The organism is Nonomuraea sp. NPDC049486 (genome assembly GCF_040676925.1).
Taxonomy (GTDB): Bacteria; Actinomycetota; Actinomycetes; order Streptosporangiales; family Streptosporangiaceae; genus Nonomuraea; species Nonomuraea ferruginea.
Genome location: NZ_JBFAPV010000006.1, coordinates 192,620 through 214,575 on the forward strand (window position 1 = coordinate 192,620; position 21,956 = coordinate 214,575).

Genomic DNA, 21,956 nt, shown 5'->3' on the forward strand with positions numbered 1-21,956 from the left:
ATAAGCGGGTACCGGCGGGTAGCCGATAGCGTCTGGTGTCATGGCACGCTCTGTACTCGTCACCGGAGGCAATCGCGGCATAGGCCTCGCGATCGCCCGTGAACTCGCCGCCGCCGGCGACGCCGTCGCCGTCACCTACCGCTCGGGGGAGCCGCCGGAAGGGCTGTTCGGGGTCCGGTGCGACGTGACCAGCATGGCCGAGGTCGAGGCCGCCTTCGACAAGGTCGAGGCGGAGCAGGGCCCGGTCGAGGTCCTCGTCTCCAACGCCGGCATCACCAAGGACACCCTGCTGGCGATGATGAAGGAGGAGACCTTCACCGACGTCATCGACGCCAACCTCACCGGCGCCTACCGCGTCGCCAAGCGGGCCATCCGGCCCATGATGCGGCTCAAGCGCGGCCGCGTCATCCTCGTCTCCTCCGTGATCGGCCTGCTCGGCCAGGCCGGCCAGACCAACTACGCCGCCTCCAAGGCCGGTCTGATCGGCTTCGCCCGCTCCATGGCCCGCGAGTACGGCTCGCGCGGCATCACGGTCAACGTGGTCTCGCCCGGGTTCGTGGCCACCGACATGACGGCCGAGCTCGACACCGAGGCGATCGTCAAGAACATCCCCCTCGGGCGCCAGGCGTCTCCCGAGGAGGTCGCGCGCGTCGTCCGCTTCGTGGCGAGCGACGACGCCTCCTACATCACCGGGGCCGTGATCCCCGTCGACGGCGGTCTGGGAATGGGGCACTGACGTGGGCATACTCGAAGGCAAGCGGATCCTCGTGACGGGCGTGCTGACCGACGCGTCCATCGCGTTCTCGGTCGCCAAGCTGGCGCAGGAGGAGGGCGCGACCGTCGTCCTCACCGGGTTCGGCCGGCTGAGCCTGGTCGAGCGGATCGCCAAGCGGCTGCCCGATCCCGCTCCGGTCCTGGAGCTCGACGTGCAGGACACCGACCACCTCGACACGCTCGCCGCCCGGGTGGGCGAGCACGTCGAGGGCCTCGACGGGGTGGTCCACTCCATCGGCTTCGCCCCGCAGACGGCGCTCGGCGGCAACTTCCTCAACACCTCGTGGGAGGACGTCGCCACCGCCCTGCACGTGTCGACCTACTCCTACAAGGCGCTCGCGGTGGCCTGCCTGCCGCTCATGAAGGACGGCGGCGCGGTCGTCGGCCTCGACTTCGACGCCACCAAGGCCTGGCCGGTCTACGACTGGATGGGCGTGGCCAAGGCCGGCCTCGAGTCGTGCAACCGCTACCTCGCCCGCGACCTCGGCAAGCACGGCATCCGCGTCAACCTCGTGGCCGCCGGGCCGCTGCGCACCATGGCCGCCAAGTCGATCCCGGGCTTCAAGGAGTTCGAGGACAGCTGGCCCGACAGGGCCCCGCTCGGCTGGGACCTCGCCGACACGGTGCCGGCCGCCCGTGCCTGCGTGGCGCTGATGTCCGACTGGTTCCCGGCCACCACCGGCGAGATCGTGCACGTCGACGGCGGCGTCCACGCGATCGGCGGCTGACCCTCAGGCGAGCCGGTGCCGCCCCGCCGGCTCGAAGGGGATCGACTCGTGCTGCTCGCTCCGGCGCCTGCGCTGCTGCACCACGCGGCTGGCCAGGACCGCCGTGGCGAGCAGCACCACGGTCAGCGTGGTGCCCACCACGTCGGAGGCCTTCGCCACCGGCCGCACCACCGGCTCCCTGCCCACCTGAAGGGGCAGCTTGTCGGTGAACGGGTCCGGCCACAGCAGGTCGATGCGCAGGTCTTCGGGGTCGGCCGCCGGGTCGTCGGTGACCGGCTCCTCGCTGCCGTCGACGGAGTGCGTCTCGCGCGCGGGCGGCTGCGTCGGCCAGGTGGTGGGCGCCGCGTCCGCCTCCTCCCGGTCGTCCTCGCGGTCCCGGTCGTCCGGGTCGCGGCGGCGCTCCTCGCGCTCCCGCTCGGGCTCGGGCTCGGCCGTCGTACGGCCGGTGGTCTCGGGCGTGGGGCGGAGCGTCTCCTCCAGCAGGCCCTCGCCCTCGCAGGCGAGCCCCGGCAGGCAGACGTCGCTGAGAGGCTCGGGCAGCAGGGTCTTCTTGGGCTTGGCGGAGGGCTTGGCGTCGGCGGAAGGCTCGGCCGACGAACGCGGCGCGGCGGTCGGCACGGCCTCGCCGACGGTGCCGAGCACCTTGTCGGTGGTCTTGCCGAGTCCTTCGGTGAGAGGCTCGGTGAGCCCGCCGGTCAGCTTGTCGACCGTGCCGGTCACGGCGCCCACGGTGTCGCACAGGCCGTCGGTCAGGCCCGAGAGCAGGCCGCCCCCGCCGTGCTCGCAGTCGAGGACCTGGGCCCCCGCCGGGGCGGCGGCGACGACGGGAAGCGTCACCATCGACACCGCGAGGATCCCAGCCGAGATCGCGGTTCTGCTCCCCATCCGTCCCCTCCCGCGTCGCTTCCGAGGAAAATCCTTATGGACACAGGCCAGACGACGCAGGGTTTTTCGGGGTAAAGTTGCGATTCGGTATCGACTAGTAACACGCGAGCGAGGCTCTCGTTCGTCATTCGGGGGACGAGACGTCATCAAGGGCCTCTCGGATCTCGATCGGGAGCTCCAGGTCTTCTGCGAGCAGCGTGCCTTTGAGCTGCGAGAGCGTGCGGGCGCCGACGATCGCCGAGGCGACCCCCGGCTGGTCGCGGACCCACGACAGCGCCACCGCCGTCGCCGAGACGCCCAGCCCCTCGGCCGCCGTCACGACGGACTCGACCACGCTGCGGCTCCTGTCGTCGAGGTACGGGCGGACGAAGTCGGCGAAGTGAGGCGTGGCGGCCCGCGAGTCGGCGGGGATGCCGGTGCGGTACTTGCCGGTCAGCACCCCGCGGCCCAGCGGCGACCAGGCCAGCACGCCCACGCCCATGTGGTGGGCGGCAGGCAGCAGCTCGCGCTCGGCGTCGCGGGCCAGCAGGGAGTATTCGGTCTGCACCGAGGTGATCGGCGCCCGGCCCGGGATCACCCGCTGCGTCACCGAAGCCGCGGCGAGCTGCCAGCCGGTGTAGTCGCACACGCCCGCGTAGAGCGCCCGGCCGGAGGAGACGATGGTGTCGACCGCGGCCAGCGTCTCGTCGAGCGGGACCTCCGCGTCGTAGGTGTGCAGCTGCCACAGGTCGACGTAGTCGACCCCGAGCCGGCTCAGCGAGGCGTCGACCGCGGCGATCAGGTGGCGCCGGGAGGCGTCGCGCTGCCGGTGGCCCATCGGCGTCACCACGGCCTTGGTGGAGATCACCAGCTCCCCGCGCGGCACCTGGTCGCGCAGCAGGCGGCCGAGCACCCGCTCGGCGTCGCCGCCGGTGTAGACGTCGGCCGTGTCGACGAGGGTGCCGCCCGCGTCGAGGAACATCCCGAGCTGGGCCGCCGCGTCGTCGGCGTCGGTGTCACGCCCCCACGTCATCGTGCCGAGGCCCAGCCGGGACACCGACAGGCCGCTGCGGCCGACATAACGCTGCTCCATGATCCCGCCAGATTACCGCTCGGGGCCGTGAAACACCGCGACAGACGCCTGCGACACTTGGGTGGATGACGACGCTGCTATTGGCCCGTCACGGGCTGACCGATCTGACGGGGCCGGTCCTGGCCGGCCGCACACCTGGAGTTCACCTCAGCGACGCCGGCCGGGCGCAGGCCGCCGCGCTGGCCGAGCGGATCGCCGGCGTCCGCCTCGACGCCATCGTCTCCAGCCCGCTGGAGCGCTGCCGCGAGACCGCCGAGGCCGTCGCCGCGGGCCGCGGCCTGCCCGTCGAGACCGACGAGCGGCTGCTGGAGTGCGACTACGGCGACTGGACCGGGCGCGAGCTCAAGGAGCTGGCCAAGGATCCGCTCTGGCCGGTGGTGCAGGCCCACCCGAGCGCGGCGGTCTTCCCCGGCGGGGAGGCGATGACCGCGATGCAGTACCGGGCCGTCGCCGCCATCCGGGGCTGGAATCGACGTCTGGGGGAGAAGGCTGTCTACCTCGCGTGCAGTCACGGAGACGTGATCAAGGCGATCGTCGCGGACGCTCTGGGGCTCCACCTCGATCAGTTTCAGCGGATAACCGCTGATCCGGCCGCTCTCACCGTTATTCGCTATGCCCCCTTGCGTCCCTTTGTTCTCAAACTTAACGATATGGGGGAATTGAAGCTTTCTGAGGATTCGGAGGAGAAAGACGGGGGAGAAAACTCCACCGGGAGCGATGCCGCCGTCGGCGGCGGGCCCGGGACCACGTAAGGTCAGGCTATGCCGGTCTTCGACTACGACCCGCCGGAGAGGTTCGTGGCGGGCGCCCTCGGCCAGCCGGGCGCGCGCGCCTTCTTCCTCCAGGCCAGGGCCGAGGGCAGACTGACCACGGTCGCGCTGGAGAAACTGCAGGTGGCCGCGCTCGCGGGCAGGCTCGAAGAGCTGCTCGACGAGGTGCTGCGGCGCAGCGGAGGCACCGCCCAGGTGCCCGCCATCGCCCCCGCCGAGCTGGCCGACGAGGGCCCGCTCGACGTCCCGGTCGCCGAGGACTTCCGGGTCGGCACGATGGCGCTGGCGTGGGACCCCGAGAGGTCGCAGGTGGTCATCGAGGCCCAGGAGATGGTCGACGAGGAAGACCTCGGGGCGCCCGAGCCCGCGGTGCTGCGGGTCCGCATCAGCGCCGGCGCCGCCAGGGCCTTCACCCGGCGGGCGCTGGACATCGTCGCGGCGGGCCGCCCGCCTTGCCCGCTCTGCGGGCAGCCGCTCGACGCCGAGGGGCACGTGTGCGTACGTCTCAACGGCTACCGCGGAGGTGAGGCGGCTTCATGACCGCTCCGGAGAGCGAGCCCGCCGTCAGGCCTGCCCTCCCCTCGGCCATGGACGAGGAGGAGACGCTCAAGCTGCTCCGTGACGGCCGCCTGGAGATGGCCGGGCGCCTCGTCGAAGCCACCAACATGACCCTCTACTGCACGGTCAGGCTGGGCGAGCGCGCGGTCGCGTGCGTCTACAAGCCTGTACGCGGCGAGCGCCCGCTGTGGGACTTCCCCGACGGCACCCTCGCCGCCCGTGAGGTGGCCGCCTACGAGGTCTCCCAGGCGACCGGCTGGCACATCGTGCCGCCCACGGTCTACCGCGAGGGGCCGTTCGGGCCCGGCATGTGCCAGCTGTGGATCGACACCGAGCGCGAGATCGACCTGATGCGGCTGGTGCGCAGCCGCAACCCGGTGGTGCGCCGGATGGCCATCTTCGACGCGGTGGTCAACAACGCCGACCGCAAGGGCGGCCACCTGCTGCCCCTGCCGACCGGCCACGTCTACGGGGTCGACCACGGCGTCTGCTTCGCGGTGGAGGACAAGCTCCGCACGGTCCTGTGGCAGTGGCGGGGCAAGCCGCTGTCGCGCGAGGCGGTGGGCGTGCTGGCCAAGCTGGAGCGCGAGCTCGACTCCGGTTCGCTGGGCCGCAAGCTGCGCGACCTGCTGACGACGGCCGAGGTCGAGGCGACCTGGAAGCGGGTGCGGCGGCTGCTCGACACCGGCGTGCACCCGTACCCCTTCGAGGGCTGGCCTGCCATCCCCTGGCCGCCCATCTAGAGCAGTTTTGTACGCTTTGCCGCATGTGCACGGTGATCGTGAGAACGGGTCGGCCCCTGACCCTGATGGGCATCAGGGACGAGTTCGCCGACCGCCCGTGGGAAGGCCCGGCCGAACACTGGCCCGACCATCCCGGTGTCGTCGGCGGGCGCGACCTCAAGGCGGGCGGCACCTGGCTCGCGGTCGACCGGCAGGCCCGCCGCGCCGCCGCCCTGCTGAACGGCCGCGGGCTGCCCGCCCCCGAGATCCGCAAGCTCTCTCGCGGCGACCTGCCGCTGCTCGCCGTCTCCTCCGGCGAGATGCCGGACGTCGACCTGACCCGCTACGACCCGTTCCACCTGGTGCTCGCCGGCCTGTCCGGGGCCCGCGTGTTCAGCTGGGACGGGCACCGGCTCGAAGCCGCCGAGCTGCCCGACGGCACCAGCGTGATCGTCAACACCGGGCTCGACCCCGGCCACGAGCGCGTCACCACCAACCTGCCGAGGTTCGCCGGCGACGCCGACTGGCACGAGCCGCTCCGCGACCCGCCCTCCGACGCGCCCGACGCGCTGATCGTCCGGCACGAGCTGCCCGACGGCCGCGTCTTCGCCTCCCTCAGCGTCACCCTCCTGACGCTGGCGCCGGACGGCGTGACGTACGAGTTCACCGACATGACCGCTGATCAGCACGGATAGGCTCGAAGACATGAAATCGTGGTCCGCCCCCAACGTTCCCAGGCTCCCCGGCGCGAGCGTCCCCCTGCGGCTCTACGACACCGCGTCCCGGCAGGTCCGGCAGACCGATCCCGGGCCGACCGCGAGGATGTACGTCTGCGGCATCACCCCCTACGACGCCACCCACCTCGGCCACGCCAACACCTACCTCGCCTTCGACCTGGTCGGCCGGATGTGGCGCGACGCCGGCCACACCGTGCACTACACGCAGAACGCCACCGACGTCGACGACCCGCTGCTGGAGCGGGCCGAGCAGACCGGCGTCGACTGGCAGAGCCTGGCCGAGCGCGAGATCGACCTGTTCCGCGCCGACATGGAGGCGCTGCGCATCCTGCCGCCCCGCGAGTACGTCGCCGTCACCGAGGTCGTCGACCGGGTGGCGGAGCTGATCGGCGAGCTGGCCGAGCGCGGCGTCACCTACACCCTCGACGGCGACGTCTACTTCGACGCGGCCGCCGCCCCCCGCTACGGCGAGGTCTCCGGCTACTCCCGGGAGCGGATGCTGGAGCTGTCCGCCGAGCGGGGCGGCGACCCGCAGCGGCCCGGCAAGCGGGACCCGCTCGACTGGCTGCTGTGGCGGGCCGAGCGGCCCGGCGAGCCCGCCTGGGACTCGCGGCTCGGCCGCGGCAGGCCCGGCTGGCACGTCGAGTGCACCGCGATCGCCCTCGACAACCTCGGCCCCGGCTTCGACGTGGCCGGCGGCGGCTCCGACCTGATCTTCCCGCACCACGAGTGCGGCGCATCCGAGGGGTACGCGGCCGCCGGCGAGTGGCCGTTCGCCCGCTTCTACACGCACGCCGGCATGGTCGGCCTCGACGGCGAGAAGATGTCCAAGTCGCGGGGCAACCTGGTGTTCGTCTCCAAGCTGCGGGCCGAGCACGACCCGATGGCGGTCCGGCTCGTCCTGCTGTGCAGGCACTACCGCGCCGACTGGGACTACACCCCTGACCTGCTCGCCGACGCCGAGGCCAGGCTGGAGCGCTGGCGCTCCGCCGTGGCCGTGACCGCCGGACCGCCCGCGGAGGCGTTGCTGGCCGAGGTGCGCGACCGGCTCGCCGACGACCTCGACGCCCCCGGCGCCGTGGCCGCCGTCGACCGGTGGGCCGGCGAGGCACTCGACGGCGGCGGTAGCGACCGGGCGGCGCCGGCCCTGGTCCGCGACCTGGCCGACGCCCTGCTCGGCGTGGCGCTCTAGACCGTCATCCGGGCCGGCCGGTGACCGTCCAGCTCGCGGGCGAACCACTCGATGGTGCGCCGCAGCCCTTCACCGGCCGGCACCTTCGCCGTCCATCCGAGCCGCTCGGCGGCCAGCGTGGTGTCCGGCCGGCGCACCTTCGGGTCGTCCTCCGGCCGCTCGACGAACTCGATCGGCGACGCCGACCCGGTCAGCTCCTTGATCATCGTGGCCAGGTCGAGCATGGTCAGCTCGTCCGGGTTGCCGAGGTTCACCGGGCCGTCGAAGTCGCTCTCGGCCATGGCCAGCACGCCCGACACCGTGTCGTCCACGTAGCAGATCGACCGGGTCTGCGAGCCGTCGCCGGTGACGGTGATCGGCTCGCCGGTCAGCGCCTGCCGGATGAACGTCGGGATGGCACGGCCGTCGAACGGCCGCATACGCGGACCGTACGTGTTGAAGATCCGCACGATGCCGGTGTCGGTGCCGCGCGAGTCGCGGTAGGCCGTGGTCAGCGACTCGGCGAAGCGCTTGGCCTCGTCGTAGACGCTGCGCGGCCCCACCGGGTTGACGTTCCCCCAGTACGTCTCGCGCTGCGGGTGCTCCAGCGGGTCGCCGTACACCTCGCTGGTGGACGCCAGCACGAACCTGGCCCCCTTCTCCCTGGCCAGCCCGAGCGCGTGCAGCGTGCCGACGCTGCCGACGCGCAGCGTCTCGATCGGGTAGCGCAGGTAGTCGGCCGGCGAGGCGGCCGAGGCGAAGTGCAGCACCAGATCCACGTGACCGGCGACGTGCACGTAGCCGGTCAGGTCGCACTCGATGATGCGGAACGACGGACGGTCGACCAGGTGTTCCACGTTGCGCGGCCCGCCGGTGAGGAAGCTGTCCATGCACACCACGTCAGCCCCCCGGTCCAGCAGCCGCTCACACAGGTGGGAGCCGAGGAACCCGGCTCCTCCGGTGACCAGCGCCCTCATGACGTGACCTCCATCGCGGCGTCGACGACCTCGGATACCTCGATCTTCAGCAGGCCCGGGTCCGGCTGGTCGCCGTGCGGGTCCCCCCGGCTGCCCGCCCACAGCGCCACGTGCCGCCACCCGGGCGGCGGCCCCCACTGCGCCGGGGAGACCGGCCCGAACAGCACCACCGACGGCACGCAGAACGCGGTCGCCAGATGGCCCACGCCGGTGTCGCCGCACACCACCAGGCGCGCCCTGCTCACCAGCTCGATAAGCTCGGCCAGGTCGGTGCGCCCGGCGAGCACCCGATCCGCCGGCAGCCCGGCCAGCTCGGCCACCCTCCTGGCCAGCCCGGCCTCCTCGGCGCTGCCGGTGACGACCACGTCGTCGTCCAGCAGCGCCGCCACCTTCGCGAACCGCTCCGGCGGCCAGCGCCTGGCCGGATAGGCGGCGCCGGGATGCACGATCGCCGGCCCCGTACGGTCGGAGACGCCGAGCGTCAGGTCCTGCGGGTCGGCCGGGATGCCGTACCACCTCAGCAGGTCGCACCAGCGCCGCACCTCGTGCACGCCGTCCTGCCACGGCGGGCCGGTCTCGTAGCTGATCAGCCGTCCCGGCTCGGTACGGCGCAGCGCCTCGATGCTCTGCGGGCCCCGGCCGTGCAGGTTGACCGCCAGGTCCGGCCGCTCGAACGGCACCGGGCCGGGCCCGGACACGTCGATCTGTTCGTCCACCGCGCCGGTGAACGGCAGCAGCGGGCCGAGATAGGCCGGGGTGGCGAGCGTGATCCGGTGCTCCGGATGCGCCTGGCGCAGCGCGCGCAGCGCGGGCACGGCCGTGAGCAGGTCGCCCAGCCCCAGCCCGCGCAGCACCAGGAGTTCTAGGGCCATGATGTCTCCGTGTCCGGGCAGACGACGAGTTCCCTGATCTCGCAGCCGACCGGCCTGCCCAGCGCGAACACGATCGCCTGGGCGACGTCCGCGGGGTCGTTCAGCCCCGCCTCCGGGCCGGGCTTGTACTGCTCGGGCCGGCCGTCGAAGAAGCCCGTCCGCATGCCGCCCGGCACCAGCAGGGTGACCCCCACCTCGCCGCGCAGCTCGACCGCCAGCGCCCGGGTCAGCCCGACCACGCCGAACTTCGACGCGCTGTAGGCCGAGGCGTCGCTCAGCGGGCGCAGCCCGAGCGTGGACGCGCAGGTGACGATCCGGCCGCGCGACCTCTTCAGGTACGGGAGCGCGGCCCGCACGACGGAGGCCGTGCCGAGCAGGTTGACCTTGACCACCTGCTCCCAGTCGTCGGCGGGCACGTCCTCCAGCCGCCCGCACCGGTCGATGCCCGCCGCGGTGACGACCGCGTCCAGCCCGCCGGCCCGCTCGGCCAGCTCGCGGACCGCGCGCTCGGCCTGCTCCCGATCGGCCAGGTCCGCGGTGGCGTGCTCGAAGCGCTGGCTCGGCTCGCGCACGTCGACGACGAACGATCGCCAGCCCTCCTTCTCGACCGCTTCCGCGGTGGCCAGGCCGAGGCCCGAGGCGCCCCCCGTGATCAGTACGTTCATCGGATCTCCTTGATCAGATTGGTTGTCGAACGTCCCGGCAGCAGGTCCAGCACCACCGTCTCGGCGCCGATGCCGGCCAGGACCTCGGATTCGGGCAGCGTGCCGCCCTCGTAGTCGCCGCCCTTCACCCACACGTCGGGGCGGAGCAGCTCGATCGCGCGGACCGGGGTGCCCTCGTCGAACACCAGCACCGCGTCCACGCAGCTCAGCGCGCGCAGGACCTCGACCCGGTCGGTCACGTCCACGATCGGGCGCGACGGGCCCTTGAGCCTGCGCACGGACTCGTCGGAGTTGACGCACACGACCAGCGCGTCACCGAGCGCGCGGGCCCGCCGCAGCAGGCTGACGTGCCCGGCGTGCAGCAGGTCGAAGCAGCCGCCGGTGGCGATCAGCCGGCCGCCGGACGCCCGGACCAGCTCGGCCACCTCGACGGCGGTGCGCGGCCGGTCGCCCAGCTCCTGCTCCTGGACGCGGACGGCGGCCGCGCCGCCGCCGGCGACGAACCGCGAGGCCTCGCCGACGCCCGTGATCACCGCCTCCGCCACGCCGGCCCCGGCCCGCATCGCGAGCGCCGCGGCCCCGGCCAGCCGGTCGCCCGCGCCGCACGGGTCCTGGCCGCTCGCCCGGACCGGCGCAGGGATCTTGAGCATCGTGCCGTCGGCCAGCGCCAGGGACGCGCCCCCGGCGCCCCGGGTGACCACGACCGCGCCGGCGTCCAGCTCCTCCCGGATGGCGCGTGCCGCCCGGTCGGCGCCCGGGAACTCGCCCGGGCACAGCAACCTGGCCTCGGCCTCGCTCGGCGTGATCAGCGCGCATCCCCGGGGCGGCCGGACGCCTCTCGGGTGCGGATCCCACACCACAGGCGCCGCACAGCCGCGCAACAACTCGCGCGCCACCGCCGCCACCCCCCGTCCGTAATCCGCCACCAGCACCGCCCCCGCTGCGGCAACCACCTCAACCGCCCGCGCATACCCATCCCCAGCGGCCAAATGTCCCCCTACGACGGCCGTATCCACGCCCTCGGCCGTCACGCCCTGGACACCGGCATCCGGCCCGAACTCCCCCATGTGTCGTTCGGCACCACTGACGCTTCCGCCTGCGGCGGTCACGTCCTTGTCGCGCGTGTTTGCCTTAGCGGCGGTTGGGTCCGATTCCGGCGTGTGTGGGTTGGCGGCACTCGCGCTTCCGCTTGCGGCGGTCAGTTCGGTGTCGCGCACGCTTCTGTTGGTGGCGGTTGGGCCCCCTTCCCGGGTGTGTCGGTCGGCGGTCGTGTTTCCGCCTGTGACGATCACGTCTGCGTCGCGGGCGTTTCCCTTCGCGAGAATTTGGTCCGGCTCCGGGGTGTGTGGGTCGGTGGTCGTGTTTCCGCCTGCGGCGGTCACGTCCGCGTCGCGGGCGTTTCCGTTGGCGGCGGTTGGGTTCGGTTCCGGCTTGTGCGGGTCGGAGGTGGTCACGTTCGCGTGCTGCGGATATTCGCCTGCGGCGATTGTGTGGCTGTCCGTGTCTTGTGTGTGGTCTTCGGTGGGCAGGGCGTGGTGGTCGAAGGGGTCAGGGTGCGCGTCTCTGGTCTCGGGGGCTTCTCGCGGTGGGACTTCGTCCTGGTGGGCGGGTCCGGTCGTGGGCGCGGCTGGGAAGGGTGGGGCGGTTCCGTCGCCGGTGTCCAGGCGCAGGAGTGTCTGGCCTCCGGCTCGTACGCGGGTCTTGCGTACGGTCTCGCCACGCAGCGGGAGTCGTACCAGCTCCAGTTCGGCCGACAGCAGCCCGCACAGGCGGCGCCCAGCCGGGTCGTCGCCGATCGCGGTGATCAGCACCACGTCGGCGCCGTCACGGGCGGCGAGCAGCGCCGCCAGCCCCGCCCCGCCGGGACGGGCGTGCTCGGCCGTCACGTCGACCACCGGCACCGGCGCGTCCGGGCAGAGCCGCACGGCTTCGCCGTCGACGTCCACGTCCAGCAGCGTGTCGCCGATCACGACCAGCGGACCCGGCGGCGGGGGACCGCGATGGACGTCCCGGTCCCGCCGTGGATCCGTCACAGGGCCTCCTCGGCCGCGTCGCAGAGCATGTGGATCATGGCGAGGTGCACCTCCTGCACCGTGGCCGTCTCGTCGGCGGGCACGGCGACCGCGTCGTCGCACAGGTCGGCGAGCGGGTTCGGCGCGGGCCCGGTCAGCGCCCACGACAGGATTCCGCGCTCCTGGGCGGCCCGCGCCGCGGCCAGCACGTTGGCGCTGCGGCCACTGGTCGACAGGCAGATCAGCACGTCGCCCGGACGGCCGTGCGCGTGCACCTGGCGGGCGTAGATCTCGTCCGCGCCGAAGTCGTTGGCGATCGCGGTGAGCGACGAGGTGTCGGCGTGCAGCGGGATCGCCGCGTACGGCGACCGGTCGGCGCGGAACCGGCCGACCAGCTCGGCCGTCAGGTGCTGGGCCTCGGCCGCCGACCCGCCGTTGCCGCAGGCCAGCAGCCTGCCCCCGGCCGCGAGCACGCCCCCGAGCTTGCCGCCCCAGGCGCGGATCGTGGTGGCGTGGTCGTCGACCCTAGTCAGGGCCGTGCGGAGCTTCTCCAGATGCGTGTCCATGATTACCCCCCCAGCGCGGCGAGACGGCTCGGCTGTCCGTCGATCACCTGCGTGTACACGGCCTCGGTCTGCTCGGCGATGCGCGGCCAGCCGTACCGTTCCCGGGCCCGGCGTGCGCCGGCCCCGCCGATCTCCCGGCGCATGTCCGGTCTGCCGAGCACCTCCTTCAGCGCCCTGGCGAGCGCCCTCGGCCTTCGCGGCGGCACCAGCAGCCCGCAGCCGGCCACGGTGTCCAGGTGGCCGCCGACCGCCGACGCCACGACCGGCACCCCGCACGCCATCGCCTCCACGGGCACCAGGCCGAACGGCTCGTACCACGGCACGGTGACCAGCACGTCGGCCGCGCGCATGAGCGCCGGGACGTGCTCGCGCGGCACGCTGCCGATCACGTGCACCCGGTCCGCCAGCCCGTAGCCCTCGGCCAGCTCGCGCAGCCGCACCGCCTCCTCGTCGTCGGTCCGCCCGCCCGCGATGACCAGTTCGGCGCCGGGCAGCCGGCGCAACGCGGCGATCACCGTGTCGACGCCCTTGCGCGGCACCAGCCGGCCGATGCTGAGCACCATGGGTCCCTCCGTGCGCGGCGCCACCGGCCCGTCCGGGCAGAACGTCTCCAGGTCGACGCCGCACGGCACGACCGTGATCCGCCGCTCGGGCACGCCCATCGCGACGAGTTCCGTGACCTCGTCGCCGCAGGTCGCCAGCACCGCGTCGGCGCGCCGGCCGATGGCCCGCTCGGTGGCCACGCGGTGCGCGGGGCTGGTGTCGGCGCCCCCCTGCCAGCGCCGCTTCACCGTGCCGAGCGCGTGGAACGTCTGCACCACCGGGAACCCGTCCGCCGCCTGCAGCGCCGCCTGCCCGCTCATCCAGAAGTGCGCGTGCGCCACGTCGGGGGCGCGCAGCGCCCAGCGGTCGGCCAGCCGGTCGGTGAACTCCGGCATGTACGGGGGAAGCTCGTCCTTCGGCACCGGGGCCGCCGGGCCCGCCGGCACGTACTCGACGGTGATGCGGGGGGAGAGCCGCACCGACGAGGGCTGGGCGGCGTGGGAGCGACGGGTGTGCACGACGATCGAGTGGCCGCGCGCGGCCAGCGCGGTGGCCAGCGCGGCCACGTACACGTTCTGACCGCCGGAGTCCACGCCGCCGATCGCGGCGAGCGGGTCGGCGTGCTCCGAGATGAGATCGATCTTCACTGCGTCAGCTCCCTCACTGCCTTGACCACCTGCTCACTCGTCACCTGCGACAGGCACGGGTGCCCGGGGACCGGGCAGACGCGCGCCCTGCTCGCCCGGCAGGGCGCGTGCTGGTCACCGAGCAGCACCGTGGGCACGCCGTACGGGGCCCACCGCTCGGCGGGAACGACAGGGGCGAACAGGCTGACCACCGGCGTGCCGACCGCCGCCGCCAGGTGTGCCGGGCCGGTGTTGCCCGCCACGAGCACCCCGGCACGCTGGAGGACGGCCGCGAGTTCGGCGAACGAAGTCCGCCCGCCGAGGTCCACGGCGTCCTCGCCGGCGACGAAGGCGGTGAGATCGCGTTCCTTGCCGGTGACCACGACCTGGTGCCCGTCGTGGACCAGCTCTCGTACGGTCTGGCGATGCCTCTCTGCGGGCCAGGTCCGGGCGGGAGCGGAGGTCCCCGGGTGCACCACGACATACGCGCCTTTGTCGGCAACGCCGCCGACATTGAGCAATTGCCCTGTTTCTCGGCTGATATCCGGAAGTGGCTGTCGAACTGCGAGTCTGCCGTCGTCGCCGGGCGGCAGCTCGAACCCGGCGGCGCGGGCCAGCGCCAGCATCCGCTCCGCCTCCGGCACGTCGACGCTCTCGTCGACCCGGTGGCGCACGTCGAGCAGCGAGCCCGGGTAGTCGTCGCTGATGGCGGCGATCCGCCGTACCCCTGCCAGCCTCAGCAGCAGGGCCAGCGGCAGCGCCGACTGATGGAACGAGGTCAGGATCAGCGCCTCTTCGCAGCCCCGTACCTCCCGGACGAGCGCGTCCACCTCGGGCCGCGTCACGGGCGGCGGCTCGCTCATGATCCACGGCGCCCGCCACTCCACCACCCGGTCCACCCCGGGCAGCAGCCCGGCGGCCGCGCTGCCATGGGGGCCGGCCAGGAAGACGACCTCGCCCGCCCGCCCGCGCACGGCCCGCACGGCGGGGCCGGCCAGCAGCACGTCCCCGGCGTCGTCGAGCCGCGCCACGAGCACCCGCGGAGCGCTCATCGCCGCACCTCCCATTCCCCCCTGAGCCGGTGCCAGCAGGCCACCGGTGGGATCAGCACGCCGGTGACGGCCATCCGCGCCACCTCGCCGGGGCTGCGCGGCCCCGGCCGCACCCGGGCCCACACGAACTCCCCGGTCATGAGCACCCACCCCGCCCCCGCCAGCCAGGCCCCGGCCTCGACCGGCCCTCTGACGCGCCTCCAACGAGAGAAGGCGGCCTGGTGAGCGGTCAGGCTGTAGGCGGTGCCCAGGGCGAGAGCGGCGGCGGCGAAGGCCGTCGTGAGGGCGTGGCGGCGCAGGCGGCCCCGGACGCCGATCGCCGCGCGCCAGGCCGGCCCGTGCAGGCGGCGCATCAGGGCGTCGTCGGCGTTGCCGCGCTGGAACCTGACGCTGGCCCAGAAGCCGTCGTCGCGCACCGGGTGAACCGTCACCCGCGCCCCCTTGACCAGCCGGTAACCGGCCCGCCGCACGCGCAGGGCCAAATCGGCGTCCTCCCGGTAGGCGCGCGGGAACCGCTCGTCGAAGCCGCCCACCCGCTCCAGCGCCGAGCGCCGGTAGGCCATGTCGGCCGTCGGCCAGTCGGCGTCCACCAGCCCGGCGGTGTGCCGCTCGCCGTCGGTGGGCCGTCGTCCGGACGGCAGCGGCACCGTGATCCGCCCCTGGCTGCCCCCCACGTCCTCCGGCAGGTCCACCAGGTCCTTCCAGGCCGCGCGCGCCCAGCCGGGCGACGGCACCACGTCGTCGTCCAGGAACGCCACCCACGGCGTGTCCGCCGCCCGCCAGCCGGCGTTGCGCGCCGCCGCGGGCCCGCGCCCGCCCGAGCGCACGACCCGTACGCCGCCGGAAACCTCCAGCGGCTCGGCGGCGCCCGGCCGGTCGTCGGCCACCACGACCGGGACGTCCGCCAGCGCGGCCAGCGTGGCGCGCAGGCTCGGCCGCCCGATCGTGGGGATCACCACCGTGATCACGACGCGAACACCTCCCCCCGCCGTATCAGGTAGGGCCCCAGGGCCAGCACCTCCACCGGCGAGGACCCGAAGCACTCCAGCGCGTCACGCGGGTCGTCCACCATGGGCCGCCCGGCGGTGTTGAGGCTCGTGTTGACCACGACGGGCAGCCCGGTCCGCGCCTCGAACTCGGCCAGCACCCGCGCCATCAGCGGATCGGCGGCGGGGGAGACGGTCTGGACCCGGGCGGTCCCGTCCACGTGCACCACGGCGGGGACGCGCTCACGCCAGCCGGGGAGCACGTCGTGCACGAACAGCATGTACGGCGACGGCACCGGCCCCCGGCCGAAGACGGCGGCGGCCCGGTCCTCCAGCACCATGGGCGCGATCGGCCGGAACTGCTCGCGCCCCTTGACGTCGTTGAGCCGCTCGGTGTTGGCCGCGTGCCCCGGGTGGGCCAGCAGCGAGCGGTGCCCGAGCGCCCGCGGCCCGTACTCCGACCGCCCCTGGAACCAGGCGACGAGCCGGTCGGCGGCCAGCTCGTCCGCCACCGCCGCCGCCAGGTCGGCGGGGCGCGTGTACGGCACGCGGGCCACGTCCAGCCACGCCCCGAGCTCCTCGTCGGTGAAGCCGCGGCCGAGCGCCGCGGTGCTCATCGGGGCGGCCGGCTCCCCGTGCACCTGGGCCAGGTGCAGCGCCCCGCCCAGCGCGGTGCCGGAGTCGCCGGCGGCCGGCTGCACCCACACCTCGTCGAACGGCCCCTCGGCCAGCAGCCGGGTGTTGGCCACGCAGTTCAGCGCGACCCCGCCGGCCAGGGCCAGCCGCCGCTCGCCGGTCCGCTCGTGCAGCCAGCGGGCCAGGTCCAGCAGCACCTCTTCGAGCCGGGCCTGCACGCTGGCCGCCAGGTCGGCGTGGTCGTCCGTCCACTGCTCGCCCTTGCGCAGCGCCTTGGCGTACCCGCCCCACTCGATCGGCGTCACGTGGAAGCCCCCGTCGCCCGTCGCGTAGACGAGCTCGCGCAGCTCCTCCAGGAACCGCGGCCGCCCGTACGAGGCGAGCGCCATCACCTTGTACTCGTCGCAGGAGCGCAGGAATCCCAGGTGCTCGGTCACGTCCTCGTACATCAGCCCGAGCGAGTGCGGCAGCGGCTGGGCGGCCAGCACCTCCAGCTCGCCGCCGGTGTAGCGGCCGGCCAGGTGGGAGACGTTCTCGCCGCGGCCGTCGCACACCAGCACCGCGCAGTCGCGCCAGGGCGAGGCCAGCCCCGCCGAGGCGGCGTGCGCGATGTGGTGCGGCACGAACCGCACCCGCGCCGCGTCCAGCCCCGGCAGCGCCGTGGACAGGAACAGCGGGGCGCGTACCGCGTAGCGGGTCCGCAGGTCCTCCCAGTCGCCGTCCGGGCGCTGCTCGACCAGGGCGGGATCGTAGGAGTAGGCCACCGCGTCGACGTCCTCGGGGCCGATGCCCGCCTCCCGCAGACACCAGGCGGCCGCCTGCTCCGGCAGCTCCCACGCGGAGAACGGGAGCGGGCGCTTGCCGTGCTTGCGCCGGCTGAACCGCTCCTCCTCCGCGGCGGCGACCACCCTCCCGTCCACGACCAGGGCCGCCGCGGGGTCATGGAAGATCGCGTTGATGCCGAGAAATCTCATCGGTTCCCTTCCTGCGAAGATTAGGAGAACGGCTACCGAGAGGAGCGCTCCTCAAACACACCCCCCTCGCTGAAATGGGCAAACACCCCCGAAATCTGGCGTCTGGTCACCCTAAGTAGTTGTTTGCCCGATATGGCGCCGGGTAGCTGTGGGCCACGCGACGGAGGTGGATGGTGTTCGAACAACGACGTCCCGGGGCGGTGCTCTTCGACAGGGATGGAACCCTGATCAGGGATGTCCCGTACAACGGCGACCCGGCCCGGGTCCGGCCCATGCCGGGCGCGCTGGAGGCGCTGAGCAGGCTGCGCCGCGCCGACCTGCCGGTGGCGGTGGTGACCAACCAGTCGGGCGTGGCCAAGGGCCTGATCACCGCGGACGAGATGGAACAGGTGAACGCCCGGGTCGAGGAACTGCTCGGGCCGTTCGACGCGTGGGCGATCTGCGTGCACGACGACGGCGACGGCTGCACCTGCCGCAAACCCGCGCCCGGCCTGCTCATCAGGGCCGCCGCGGTGCTGGACGTGAGCCCGCGCGAGTGTGTCATGGTCGGCGACATCGGCCGCGACATGGAGGCGGCCAGGGCCGCCGGGGCGCGCGGCATCCTGGTGCCGACCGTGGAGACGCGGCGCGAGGAGATCGAGCACGCTCCCGAGGTCGCCGACGACCTCACCGACGTGGCCGAACGGCTGCTGCGCGAGGCGGACGCCGCGCCGGCCCCCGTCGCCGCCGGCGGCTCCGCCTGGTCGCGGGCGCTCGGCTGGAGCCGCTGGTGAGGATCCTCCTCTGGCACGTCCACGGCTCGTGGACCACCTCGTTCGTGCACGGCCGCCACGAGTACGTCCTGCCGCTCGTCCCCGGCCGCGGCCCCGACGGCCGGGGACGGGCGGACACCTATCCGTGGCCGGGAAGCGCCCGGGAAGTGCCGTGGGACCGGCTCCGCGACGAGCCGGTCGACGTGGTCGTCTACCAGCGCCCGCACGAGCTCGACCTGGCCCGCGAGTGGCTCGGCCGCGACCTGCCCGGCGTCTACGTCGAGCACAACACGCCGGTCGGCGACGTGCCACGCACCCGCCACCCGCTGGCGGACCGCTCCGACATCACGCTCGTGCACGTCACCCACTTCAACGAGCTGTTCTGGGACAACGGCCGCGCTCCCACCCGGGTCGTCGAGCACGGCGTCGTGGACCCAGGCCACCTCTACACCGGCGAACTGCCCAGGGCGGGCGTCGTGGTCAACGAGCCCGTCCGGCGCACCCGGGTGGCCGGCACCGACCTGCTGCCGCGCTTCGCCGCCGAGGTGCCGCTCGACCTGTTCGGCATGAAGGTCGAAGGTCTCCCGTACGGGACGTACGAGGACCTGCCGCAGGCCCGCATGCACGCCGAGCTCGCCAGACGGCGGGTCTACCTGCACCCCTACCGGTGGACCTCGCTCGGGCTCGCCCTCATCGAGGCGATGACCCTGGGCATGCCCGTGGTCGCACTGGCCGCCACCGAGGCCGTCGAGGCGGTGCCGCCCGAGGCGGGCGTCGTCTCCACCCGGGTGGACGTGCTGGCCCAGGCGCTCAGGGAGTTCGCGGCGGACCCGGAGCGGGCCGCCCAGGCAGGCAAGGCCGCGCGGACGGCCGCGCTGGCGCGCTACGGGCTCGACAGGTTCCTGCTCGACTGGGACCGCCTGCTCGAAGAGGTATGACCCGGAAGGCGCTGGGTAGGCGCGATGAGCATGATGATGCTCGACTGGTCACGCAGGGCCGCCTGCTCTGACCTGGACCCTGAGCTGTTCTTCCCGATCTCGCTCCAGGGTCCGGGCCAGTCGCAGGTGGAACGCGCCAAGACGATCTGCCACACGTGCCCCGTACGGGAGCCGTGCCTCGACTACGCGATCAGCAGCGGCCAGACGCACGGCGTCTGGGGCGGCCTGGATCCGGAACAGCGCCGCGCGCTCATCCCGAGGGCAGCGCCGCGGCCAGAAAGCGTTCGCGCTCGTCCGCTGACAGGTGGTCGCTGAACAGCACCCCGTCCAGATGATCGGACTCGTGCTGCAGCACCCTCGCCAGCACGCCCAGCGCCCGCACCGTGACGGGCTTGCCGAACATGTCGCGGCCACGCGCGACGACCATGAAAGCGCGCCGCAGCGGCCACCACACGCCCGGGGCCGACAGACAGGCCTCGTCCGCCGTGATCCGCCGCTCCGACAGCTCCAGCCGCGGATTGACGAGATGGCCTGACGCGCCCTCGTAGGCGTAGACGAGCACCCGCAGCGGCACCCCCACCTGAGGAGCGGCCAGCCCGGCCCGGCCGGCGCCCGCCCGCAACGTCGCCGTCATGGACTTGACCAGCCCGCGCAGCTCCTTGTCGTAGTCCTTGACCGGCTCCGCGACCGAGCGGAGCGCCGGATCGTCGAAAGCCAGGATCGGCCGCACCGTCACCCGCGCCTCCCCGAATAGCCGCGTCGCACACCGACGGGTTTCCCTCCCGGGTCCGCCGCCAACCGCGCGGGCTGTCGCTTGTAGCACAGCGGTAACAGAAGAGACCCAGCGCGGAAACCCTCCGAATCCACGATGAAGGCGTGATCTCACTTCCGGTTCACGTACGTGTGATGCTCGGCCGGGTGCTCGGGGCCCGGCCGGGTGTCCCGATCCACGACGAGGTTCTCGCATGAGCGGGTCATCCATCGGGGACGCCGTCCTTTCGCCCGAGACGGCGCCAGACGCGCTGGCGGGCTTCACCGTCGGCGTCACGGCCACCCGCCGGCGCGAGGAGTTCGGGGCGCTGCTCGAACGGCGCGGCGCCCGCGTGCTGAGCGCCCCCGCCATCAGGCTCGTCCCGCTCGCCGAGGACGCCGACCTGCTCGCCGCCACCCGGCGGAGCCTGGAGAGGCCCGTCGACGACGTGGTCGTCACCACCGGCGTCGGCTTCCGCGGCTGGATGGCCGCGGCGGAGGGCTGGGGCCTCTCCTCCGACCTGGGCGACCACCTCGCCGGGGCACGCCTGCTCACCCGCGGGCCCAAGGCCAGAGGCGCGGTCCGCGCCGCCGGGCTCAACGACCACTGGACCCCCGCCACCGAATCCTGCGCCGAGGTCAAGGACTACCTGCTCGCCCAGGACCTGCGCGGCCGCCGCATCGCCGTCCAGCAGCACGGCGAGCCGCTCACCGACTTCGTCGCCGACCTGCGCGGGGCCGGCGCCGAGGTGATCGTGATCCCCGTCTACCGGTGGCTGCCGTACCGCGACCCGTCGCCGCTGCGGCGCCTGATCACCCAGACGGTCTCGGGCTCCGTCGACGCCGTCGCCTTCACCAGCGCGCCCGCCGTGCACGCCATGCTCAACGCCGCCCGCGCGGAGGGGGCCGAGGACGCACTGCTGGCCGCGTTCGCCGGCCCCGTCGTGGCGGCCTGCGTCGGCCCGGTCACCGCGGGCCCGCTCGCCGACCGCGGCGTGCCCACCCTGCAGCCCGACCGGGCCCGGCTCGGCGCGCTCGCCCGCGTCCTGGCCCGCCACCTGCCCGCCCAGTCCGTCACCCGGCTCGAAGCAGGCGGGCACCGCCTGGAGATCCGCGGTCACGCCGTGGTCGTCGACGGCGAGCTGCGGCCGCTGCCGCCCGCCCCGATGTCCGTGCTCAAGCGACTGGCCGACAAGCCCGGCCACGTCGTATCCCGCGCCGACCTGCGCACCGTCCTGCCCGGCAGCGCCGTCAGGGACTCGGCCGAGCACGCGGTCGAGATGGCGGTCACCCGCCTGCGCCGCGCGCTCGGGCCGGCCGGGATCGTCGAGACCGTGGTCAAGCGCGGCTACCGGCTCGCCTGCCGGTACGAGGGCGCGCGGTGACCCCGACGCTCGTCCTGGCCGCTCACGGCACCCGCAGCGAGGAGGGGGAGCGCACCCTGTCCGCGCTGGCCGGAGCCGTCCGCGCGGCCCGGCCCCGCCGCCGCGTCGAGCTCGCGTACCTGGAGATCAGCGCGCCGCTGCTGCGTGACGTGCTGCCGGCCGTCCCCGGGCCGGTGGTCGTGGTCCCGCTGCTGCTCGCCGGCGGTTACCACGTGCACGTCGACCTGCCCGCGGTGCTCGCCGAGCACCGGCCAGGCGCCCTCGTCGCCCCGCCGCTCGGCCCGCACCGGCTGCTGACCGCCACGCTCGCCCGCCGGCTCAACAGGGCCGGGCTGCGCGCCACGGACGCGGTCGTGCTGGGCGCGGCGGGGTCCTCCGACCCGTCCGCGCTGGCCGGCGTGCGCGCCGCCGCCCACCAGCTCGCCGTCCGCCTGTCCCGCCCGGTCACCGCCGCCTTCGTCTCCTCCGGCTCGCCGGGGCTGGGGGAGACGATGGAACGGCTCCGCTCCGGCCCGGCGGCCCGGGTGGCGCTGGCCTCATACCTGCTGGCGCCCGGCTTCTTCCACGCCCGCCTGGCGTCCGCCGGCGCCGACCTCGTCACCCCGCCGCTGGGCGCCGACCCCGACGTGGCCGCCCTGGTCTGGCACCGCCACGACCAGGCCCTGCGCCACCACACGGCCACTTCGGCGGCCGGCTGACACCCCACCGCCGGGCGGCCTCCCCGCATCCCCGTGCGGCCTTCGTGCATCCCCGTGCGGCCTTCGTGCACCGCCGGGCGGTCTCCCCGCACCGCCGGGCGGCCTCC

Annotated in this window: 24 protein-coding genes; 12 read left to right on the forward strand and 12 right to left on the reverse strand. The window is 73.9% G+C overall.

Annotated elements, in window-relative coordinates:
* Window positions 1–40: 40 nt before the first annotated feature.
* Window positions 41–736, forward strand: coding sequence for a 3-oxoacyl-ACP reductase FabG (fabG, locus tag AB0K05_RS19695; RefSeq protein ID WP_148031381.1), 696 nt, complete (start codon window positions 41–43; stop codon window positions 734–736).
* Between the two features lies 1 nt (window position 737).
* Window positions 738–1,502, forward strand: coding sequence for an enoyl-ACP reductase FabI (gene fabI, locus AB0K05_RS19700; RefSeq protein ID WP_148031382.1), 765 nt, complete (start codon window positions 738–740; stop codon window positions 1,500–1,502).
* A 3-nt stretch (window positions 1,503–1,505) separates the two neighbouring features.
* Here fabI and AB0K05_RS19705 read toward each other — a convergent pair whose 3' ends face one another.
* The gene (locus tag AB0K05_RS19705; RefSeq protein WP_271278394.1) at window positions 1,506–2,387 is read right to left on the reverse strand and encodes a hypothetical protein; all 882 of its coding nucleotides are present in this window, start codon (window positions 2,385–2,387) and stop codon (window positions 1,506–1,508) included.
* Window positions 2,388–2,511: 124 nt separating this feature from the next.
* A complete protein-coding gene (locus tag AB0K05_RS19710; RefSeq protein WP_271278393.1) occupies window positions 2,512–3,459 on the reverse strand; it encodes an aldo/keto reductase in 948 nt (315 codons plus the stop codon).
* 65 nt (window positions 3,460–3,524) lie between these two features.
* Between AB0K05_RS19710 and AB0K05_RS19715 the strand changes: the two genes are divergently transcribed.
* From AB0K05_RS19715 to mshC, 5 genes are read left to right on the forward strand one after another with little or no spacing between them, the layout of a single operon-like run.
* Window positions 3,525–4,211 (forward strand): histidine phosphatase family protein, encoded by a 687-nt coding sequence (locus AB0K05_RS19715; RefSeq protein ID WP_271278392.1) that lies wholly within the window; start codon window positions 3,525–3,527, stop codon window positions 4,209–4,211.
* A gap of 9 nt (window positions 4,212–4,220) precedes the next feature.
* A complete protein-coding gene (locus tag AB0K05_RS19720; RefSeq protein ID WP_219545751.1) occupies window positions 4,221–4,769 on the forward strand; it encodes a DUF3090 domain-containing protein in 549 nt (182 codons plus the stop codon).
* Entirely contained in the window at window positions 4,766–5,530 is a 765-nt protein-coding gene (locus AB0K05_RS19725; protein ID WP_271278391.1) for an SCO1664 family protein, read from the forward strand. Before AB0K05_RS19720 ends, AB0K05_RS19725 begins: the two co-directional genes overlap by 4 nt.
* Before the next feature lie 23 nt (window positions 5,531–5,553).
* Window positions 5,554–6,204, forward strand: a complete 651-nt coding sequence (locus tag AB0K05_RS19730; protein WP_271278390.1) for an NRDE family protein — start codon at window positions 5,554–5,556, stop codon at window positions 6,202–6,204.
* Between the two features lie 10 nt (window positions 6,205–6,214).
* Window positions 6,215–7,438, forward strand: coding sequence for a cysteine--1-D-myo-inosityl 2-amino-2-deoxy-alpha-D-glucopyranoside ligase (gene mshC / locus AB0K05_RS19735; protein ID WP_271278389.1), 1,224 nt, complete (start codon window positions 6,215–6,217; stop codon window positions 7,436–7,438).
* Here mshC and AB0K05_RS19740 read toward each other — a convergent pair.
* Genes AB0K05_RS19740 through AB0K05_RS19780 form a run of 9 tightly spaced genes read right to left on the reverse strand, consistent with a single transcriptional unit; the run spans window position 7,435 to window position 17,326 of the window.
* The gene (locus AB0K05_RS19740) at window positions 7,435–8,394 is read right to left on the reverse strand and encodes a UDP-glucuronic acid decarboxylase family protein (RefSeq protein WP_271278388.1); all 960 of its coding nucleotides are present in this window, start codon (window positions 8,392–8,394) and stop codon (window positions 7,435–7,437) included. The genes mshC and AB0K05_RS19740 overlap by 4 nt on opposite strands.
* Window positions 8,391–9,266 (reverse strand): glycosyltransferase family 9 protein, encoded by an 876-nt coding sequence (locus tag AB0K05_RS19745; RefSeq protein ID WP_271278387.1) that lies wholly within the window; start codon window positions 9,264–9,266, stop codon window positions 8,391–8,393. The genes AB0K05_RS19740 and AB0K05_RS19745 overlap by 4 nt, the downstream gene beginning before the upstream one ends.
* Entirely contained in the window at window positions 9,257–9,931 is a 675-nt protein-coding gene (locus AB0K05_RS19750; RefSeq protein ID WP_271278386.1) for an SDR family oxidoreductase, read from the reverse strand. The genes AB0K05_RS19745 and AB0K05_RS19750 overlap by 10 nt, the downstream gene beginning before the upstream one ends.
* Entirely contained in the window at window positions 9,928–11,964 is a 2,037-nt protein-coding gene (locus tag AB0K05_RS19755) for a PfkB family carbohydrate kinase (RefSeq protein ID WP_345482957.1), read from the reverse strand. Before AB0K05_RS19755 ends, AB0K05_RS19750 begins: the two co-directional genes overlap by 4 nt.
* Window positions 11,961–12,509 carry an SIS domain-containing protein gene (locus tag AB0K05_RS19760; RefSeq protein WP_148031393.1) on the reverse strand — a complete coding sequence of 183 codons (549 nt, stop codon included), beginning with the start codon at window positions 12,507–12,509 and terminating at the stop codon, window positions 11,961–11,963. Before AB0K05_RS19760 ends, AB0K05_RS19755 begins: the two co-directional genes overlap by 4 nt.
* 2 nt (window positions 12,510–12,511) lie before the next feature.
* Window positions 12,512–13,699 carry a glycosyltransferase gene (locus AB0K05_RS19765; RefSeq protein ID WP_148031394.1) on the reverse strand — a complete coding sequence of 396 codons (1,188 nt, stop codon included), beginning with the start codon at window positions 13,697–13,699 and terminating at the stop codon, window positions 12,512–12,514.
* Window positions 13,696–14,730, reverse strand: coding sequence for a glycosyltransferase family 9 protein (locus AB0K05_RS19770; protein WP_271280461.1), 1,035 nt, complete (start codon window positions 14,728–14,730; stop codon window positions 13,696–13,698). The genes AB0K05_RS19765 and AB0K05_RS19770 overlap by 4 nt, the downstream gene beginning before the upstream one ends.
* Complete coding sequence (locus AB0K05_RS19775; RefSeq protein WP_345482958.1) at window positions 14,727–15,698, reverse strand: glycosyltransferase; 972 nt, start codon at window positions 15,696–15,698, stop codon at window positions 14,727–14,729. The genes AB0K05_RS19770 and AB0K05_RS19775 overlap by 4 nt, the downstream gene beginning before the upstream one ends.
* Window positions 15,695–17,326 carry a carbamoyltransferase C-terminal domain-containing protein gene (locus tag AB0K05_RS19780; protein WP_364230674.1) on the reverse strand — a complete coding sequence of 544 codons (1,632 nt, stop codon included), beginning with the start codon at window positions 17,324–17,326 and terminating at the stop codon, window positions 15,695–15,697. The genes AB0K05_RS19775 and AB0K05_RS19780 overlap by 4 nt, the downstream gene beginning before the upstream one ends.
* 170 nt (window positions 17,327–17,496) lie before the next feature.
* On the opposite strand from AB0K05_RS19780, the gene AB0K05_RS19785 reads away from it, so the two are divergent.
* Genes AB0K05_RS19785 through AB0K05_RS19795 form a run of 3 tightly spaced genes read left to right on the forward strand, consistent with a single transcriptional unit; the run spans window position 17,497 to window position 19,331 of the window.
* Window positions 17,497–18,099, forward strand: coding sequence for an HAD-IIIA family hydrolase (locus AB0K05_RS19785; protein WP_246640123.1), 603 nt, complete (start codon window positions 17,497–17,499; stop codon window positions 18,097–18,099).
* The gene (locus tag AB0K05_RS19790; protein WP_364230677.1) at window positions 18,096–19,016 is read left to right on the forward strand and encodes a glycosyltransferase; all 921 of its coding nucleotides are present in this window, start codon (window positions 18,096–18,098) and stop codon (window positions 19,014–19,016) included. The genes AB0K05_RS19785 and AB0K05_RS19790 overlap by 4 nt, the downstream gene beginning before the upstream one ends.
* 30 nt (window positions 19,017–19,046) lie before the next feature.
* Complete coding sequence (locus tag AB0K05_RS19795; RefSeq protein WP_148034539.1) at window positions 19,047–19,331, forward strand: WhiB family transcriptional regulator; 285 nt, start codon at window positions 19,047–19,049, stop codon at window positions 19,329–19,331.
* Here the strand turns inward: AB0K05_RS19795 and def are convergent.
* A complete protein-coding gene (gene def, locus AB0K05_RS19800; protein ID WP_219545739.1) occupies window positions 19,267–19,752 on the reverse strand; it encodes a peptide deformylase in 486 nt (161 codons plus the stop codon). The genes AB0K05_RS19795 and def overlap by 65 nt on opposite strands.
* A gap of 229 nt (window positions 19,753–19,981) precedes the next feature.
* Here def and AB0K05_RS19805 point away from each other — a divergent pair, with 229 nt between their 5' ends.
* Entirely contained in the window at window positions 19,982–21,151 is a 1,170-nt protein-coding gene (locus AB0K05_RS19805) for a uroporphyrinogen-III synthase (RefSeq protein ID WP_364230679.1), read from the forward strand.
* Window positions 21,148–21,849 carry a CbiX/SirB N-terminal domain-containing protein gene (locus AB0K05_RS19810; RefSeq protein ID WP_364230682.1) on the forward strand — a complete coding sequence of 234 codons (702 nt, stop codon included), beginning with the start codon at window positions 21,148–21,150 and terminating at the stop codon, window positions 21,847–21,849. The genes AB0K05_RS19805 and AB0K05_RS19810 overlap by 4 nt, the downstream gene beginning before the upstream one ends.
* Window positions 21,850–21,956 lie beyond the last annotated feature (107 nt).

Coding starts and splice junctions, on each gene's coding strand:
- fabG (WP_148031381.1), top strand. CDS start 41: ATGGCACGCTCTGTACTCGTCACCGGAGGCAATCGCGGCATAGGCCTC.
- AB0K05_RS19705 (WP_271278394.1), bottom strand. CDS start 2,387: ATGGGGAGCAGAACCGCGATCTCGGCTGGGATCCTCGCGGTGTCGATG.
- AB0K05_RS19710 (WP_271278393.1), bottom strand. CDS start 3,459: ATGGAGCAGCGTTATGTCGGCCGCAGCGGCCTGTCGGTGTCCCGGCTG.
- AB0K05_RS19715 (WP_271278392.1), top strand. CDS start 3,525: ATGACGACGCTGCTATTGGCCCGTCACGGGCTGACCGATCTGACGGGG.
- AB0K05_RS19720 (WP_219545751.1), top strand. CDS start 4,221: ATGCCGGTCTTCGACTACGACCCGCCGGAGAGGTTCGTGGCGGGCGCC.
- AB0K05_RS19725 (WP_271278391.1), top strand. CDS start 4,766: ATGACCGCTCCGGAGAGCGAGCCCGCCGTCAGGCCTGCCCTCCCCTCG.
- AB0K05_RS19730 (WP_271278390.1), top strand. CDS start 5,554: ATGTGCACGGTGATCGTGAGAACGGGTCGGCCCCTGACCCTGATGGGC.
- mshC (WP_271278389.1), top strand. CDS start 6,215: ATGAAATCGTGGTCCGCCCCCAACGTTCCCAGGCTCCCCGGCGCGAGC.
- AB0K05_RS19740 (WP_271278388.1), bottom strand. CDS start 8,394: ATGAGGGCGCTGGTCACCGGAGGAGCCGGGTTCCTCGGCTCCCACCTG.
- AB0K05_RS19745 (WP_271278387.1), bottom strand. CDS start 9,266: ATGGCCCTAGAACTCCTGGTGCTGCGCGGGCTGGGGCTGGGCGACCTG.
- AB0K05_RS19750 (WP_271278386.1), bottom strand. CDS start 9,931: ATGAACGTACTGATCACGGGGGGCGCCTCGGGCCTCGGCCTGGCCACC.
- AB0K05_RS19760 (WP_148031393.1), bottom strand. CDS start 12,509: ATGGACACGCATCTGGAGAAGCTCCGCACGGCCCTGACTAGGGTCGAC.
- AB0K05_RS19770 (WP_271280461.1), bottom strand. CDS start 14,730: ATGAGCGCTCCGCGGGTGCTCGTGGCGCGGCTCGACGACGCCGGGGAC.
- AB0K05_RS19780 (WP_364230674.1), bottom strand. CDS start 17,326: ATGAGATTTCTCGGCATCAACGCGATCTTCCATGACCCCGCGGCGGCC.
- AB0K05_RS19785 (WP_246640123.1), top strand. CDS start 17,497: ATGGTGTTCGAACAACGACGTCCCGGGGCGGTGCTCTTCGACAGGGAT.
- AB0K05_RS19795 (WP_148034539.1), top strand. CDS start 19,047: ATGATGATGCTCGACTGGTCACGCAGGGCCGCCTGCTCTGACCTGGAC.
- AB0K05_RS19805 (WP_364230679.1), top strand. CDS start 19,982: ATGAGCGGGTCATCCATCGGGGACGCCGTCCTTTCGCCCGAGACGGCG.